At 72.3% G+C, this 4,155-nt stretch carries 3 protein-coding genes; all 3 read left to right on the forward strand.

The window, feature by feature from the left end:
* Positions 1 to 190: 190 nt before the first annotated feature.
* Positions 191 to 1,051, forward strand: a complete 861-nt coding sequence (locus tag D7W82_RS38630; RefSeq protein WP_120623039.1) for an alpha/beta fold hydrolase — start codon at positions 191 to 193, stop codon at positions 1,049 to 1,051.
* A gap of 84 nt (positions 1,052 to 1,135) precedes the next feature.
* Entirely contained in the window at positions 1,136 to 2,482 is a 1,347-nt protein-coding gene (locus D7W82_RS38635; protein WP_120623040.1) for a S41 family peptidase, read from the forward strand.
* A 67-nt stretch (positions 2,483 to 2,549) separates the two neighbouring features.
* Positions 2,550 to 4,155: PEGA domain-containing protein (locus D7W82_RS38640; protein WP_120623041.1), on the forward strand; the 1,606-nt coding region annotated here is incomplete at its 3' end.

Below are 4,155 nucleotides of genomic sequence, written 5' to 3' on the forward strand. Positions count from 1 at the left end.
GACAGCCTCAAGGGCGCCTACCTGTACTTCGAGGTCCGCCGCGCCGGGCAGGCAGTCGACCCCGCCCCCTGGCTGGCCCCCGCCACGGCGGCTGCCGGGACGCCGTGACACTGTCTGCCTTGATGCGCTGCGTCCAAGATGAAGGGGCGTTAGAAGTCGGTGGTCGTCGGTGGACCAAGGAGGCCCTCGCGTGGACCTGATGGGTGGGATGCAGGAGGCGATGCGCCGCGTGCTGGTGGCGCGGGGTGTGGAGTCGGAGACGGTGAACGTGGGTGGGCAGGCGGTGCACCACTACGCGCTGGAGGGGCAGGGCAAGGGACCTCCGGTGGTGCTGGTGCACGGGCTGGGCGGGTCCGCCAACGGCTTCGGGCGCACGTTCTTCGGGCTGGCGAAGCGCTTCTCCCGCGTGCTCGCGCCGGACCTGCCGGGCCACGGCTTCTCCAGCGAGTACTGCGGCGGCCCCACCTGCGTGCAGAGCCAGTTCGACGTGCTGCGCGCCTACTTCGAGCAGGTGGTGAAGACGCCTGCCCTCGTGGTGGGCAACTCGCTGGGCGGGGCCATGGCCGTCAACCTGGCCTCCGAGCACGCCGCCTGGGTGAAGGCGCTGGCGCTGGTGGCCCCCGCGGGCGCGGAGCTGACGCCGCAGGCGCTGGCGGCGCTCCTGGGGCACTTCGCGGTGAAGTCGAGCGCGGACGTCCGCGCCCTGACGCGCAAGCTCTTCCACCGGCCGCCCCTGGGCGCGCTGCTGCTCGCGCCGGCGCTGAGCAGGCTCTACACGACGCCCACGGTGCAGGCGCTGGCGGCGGACGCGCTCGCGACGCAGGCGAGCATCGCGCCGCAGGCGGTGCGGGATTTGAAGATGCCGGTGCTCTTCCTCTGGGGCGGCAGTGAGCGGCTCCTGCCCCCGGAAATCCTCGCCTGGTACCGGCAGCACCTGCCCGCCCAGGCGGAGGTGCACGTGGTGGAGGGCTTCGGCCACGTGCCGCAGATGGAGCGGCCGGACGCGTTCGTGTCCCACCTGGTGGGCTTCGCGGACCGGGCCCGCCTCTAAGGGCGGGAATCGTCCGGCGGGCCGGGTGTAGACTCGGGGGCCTTGCGACGGCCCCTTCCACCCGACCCCCGAGGACGCGCTCCCGTGACCCGTTTCCCGAAGCCGTGGCGCATGGGATTCGCCGCGCTCCTGTTGTGGGGCGCGCCCGCGCTCGCGCAGAAGCCAGGGGACGCGGCGGGCCGGGAGGAATCCGCGTACCGCCAGCTGGAGCTGTTCGCGCGGGTGCTCTCCTACGTGGAGAACAACTACGTGGAGAGCGTGGACAGGAAGACGCTCATCCAGGGCGCCATCCAGGGGATGCTCGACACGTTGGATCCGCACACCCTCTTCATGCCTCCGGAGGTCTTCCGGGAGATGAAGATCGACACGTCCGGCGAGTTCGGCGGCCTGGGCATTGAAATCGCGCGCAAGGGCGACCGGCTGGTGGTGGTGGCGCCCATCGACGACACGCCCGCCGCCCGCGCGGGCATCAAGGCCGGGGACGAGCTGCTCGCCATCGACGGGGAGAGCACCCAGGGCATGGACCTGGGCCGCGCGCTCCAGAAGATGCGCGGGCCGGCGGGGGGCCGCGTGCTGCTCACGCTCATGCGCGCGGGCTTCAACGCGCCCCGGGAGCTGGCCATCCTGCGCGACCACATCCGCATCGTGTCCGTGGAGAGCGCGCTCTACGGCGGCATCGGTCACGTGAAGGTGAAGAACTTCCAGGACCGCACGGACCAATCGCTGAAGAAGGAGCTGGACCGGCTGCGCGCGCTCAACGGCGGCAGGGAGCTGGACGGCCTGGTGCTGGACCTGCGCAACAACCCCGGCGGCCTGTTGGATCAGGCCGTGGCCATGAGCGACCGCTTCCTGCCGGGCAACCTGCCCATCGTGTCCACGCGCGGGCGCGACGGCCGCAACGCCTCCGAGGAGAAGAGCCGCGACCGCGACACGGAGAAGGACTACCCGCTGGTGGTGCTGGTCAACGCGGGCAGCGCCTCCGCGTCGGAGATCGTCGCGGGCGCGCTCCAGGACCACGGCCGCGCGGTCATCATGGGCACGCAGACCTTCGGCAAGGGCAGCGTGCAGACCATCATCGAGCTGGAGGACGGCTCCGGCCTGAAGCTCACCATCGCGCGCTACTACACGCCCAAGGGCCGCAGCATCCAGGAGAAGGGCATCACCCCGGACTTCCTGGTGCCGGAGGACGCCTCCGGGAAGGCGGGGAGTGAGGCGCCGCGGGAGAAGGACCTGCGGGGCCACTTCAAGGCGGAGCCGTCCCAGACGACGTCGGAGGTCGCGGCCCAGCCCCGGACCCTGCCCGCGAACCTGAAGGACTGGGCGGTGACGGCGAAGCTCGCGGATCCACAGCTGAGGATTGCGCTCAACTACCTCCATGGGTTGGCGCCCGCGCCCGCGCCCCGGGCGTCCGGGAGCACCGCGGGTCGCTGAAACCCCCTTTCGAGGTGGCGTTCCGCCTCGGAGTGCGTGTAATGCGCACAGCAACGAGGGAGACCGGATGCGACGTCCTTTCAATCGCGCGCTGCACGCGACGCTCAGTGGCTGGCTGGTGGGAATGCTGGCCGTGGGCCCCGCCGCCGCGCAGCAGCAACACGTACCGCTGCGGCTGATGCCGCGAACGCTGCCGGCGGCGGCGGGCCCCCGCGTGGCGGTGGTGGCCATTCCCGTGGATGCCTCGCTGGAGGGTGAGGCGCTGGCGCTGACGCACTGGGCGGAGCAGGCCGTGGCCCGCTCCGGCCGGCTGGAGCTGGTGCGGCTGACGGACGCGCTGGATGCGCAGGGCGCGGCCGCGCGCCAGGAGAAGGCGGTCGAGGGCAACGCCGCGTTCAAGGACGGCGCGAAGGCCTACGACGAGCTGGACACCGTGAAGGCGCTCCAGAGCTTCGACAAGGCGGTGAAGGCCTACGAGCAGTCGGACCTGTCGCGCGCGTTCCCGCTGCTCAGCCGCGCGCGGGTGATGAAGGCGGCGACGCAGGGGGTCAACGGCGAGAACAAGGCCGCGGAGCTGGAGATTCGCGGCGTGCTCGCGGTGGATCCGCGCGCCACCTTCAACGCCAACTTCTTCCCGCCCGAGTCCATGGCGTTCGTGGAGAAGGAGCGCAAGGCGCAGCTGGACGGCGCGCAGGCCACGCTGAACGTGAGCACGCAGCCCGCCGCCGCGCAGGTGTTCGTGGACGGCACCTACAAGGGCGTGTCCCCGCTGGCGCTCACCGGCCTGACGCGCGCGGACCACTACGTGACGCTGGTGGCGCCGGGCTACGCCGTGACGGAGGGGCGGGCTCGCGAGGGCGAGGCCTCCTTCACGCTCGCGAAGCTGCCGGTGCAGCAGCGCTACGCGGCGCTCGTGGAGCGCATCGCGAAGAACCCCGACGACGAGGAGCGGGACCAGGCGCTGCAGGAGTTGGGCGCGCTCGCGGGCGTGCCGCAGGTGCTGGCGCTGCTGGTGCGCGGCGGTCCGGGCAACGCGCCGCTGACCGTCACCGGCCTGCGCATGGACGTGGCGGACGGCCACAACCTGGCGTACGCGCTGGGCCAGGTGCCGCGCGGCGACGCGATGGCCACGGGCTCCGAGGCGCTCCTGACGGGCCTGGTCGCCCAGGACGCGGCGCGCGTGGACGGCAAGCCGGTGAAGCACTTCGCCAGCGGCGGGGGCGTGAGCCGCAAGACCGCGGGCTACGTGCTGCTGGCCACGGGCGTGGCGCTGCTGGCGGGCGGCATCTACTTCGGCCTGGAGTCCTCCTCCAAGGCGGACGCGTTCAAGACCGCGCCGCAGGGCAGCACGCGCGCGGAGGACCTGAAGAGCACCGGCAAGACGTACGCGCTGGTGGCGGACATCGGCGTGCTGGCGGGCCTGGTGTCCGCGGGCGCCGGCAGCTACCTGGCGTTCTACAAGAAGGGTGGGGGCTCGTCGTCCAGCGCCCCCGCGAGCCCTCCGGCGGAGAAGGCCGCGCCGGCCCGTGATGAAAAGCCCATGAAGGAGGCGCTGCCCATGCCGCCGCCTCCGCCCGCCGCGAAGACGGAGCCGGCCCCCAATGCGAACGCCACGTCCACGCCCGCCCCCGAGCCGGCCCCGGCGAACAACCCGCCGCCCCCTGTCTTCGAGC

The sequence above is a fragment of the Corallococcus sp. CA049B genome (assembly GCF_003611685.1).
GTDB lineage: Bacteria > Myxococcota > Myxococcia > Myxococcales > Myxococcaceae > Corallococcus > Corallococcus coralloides.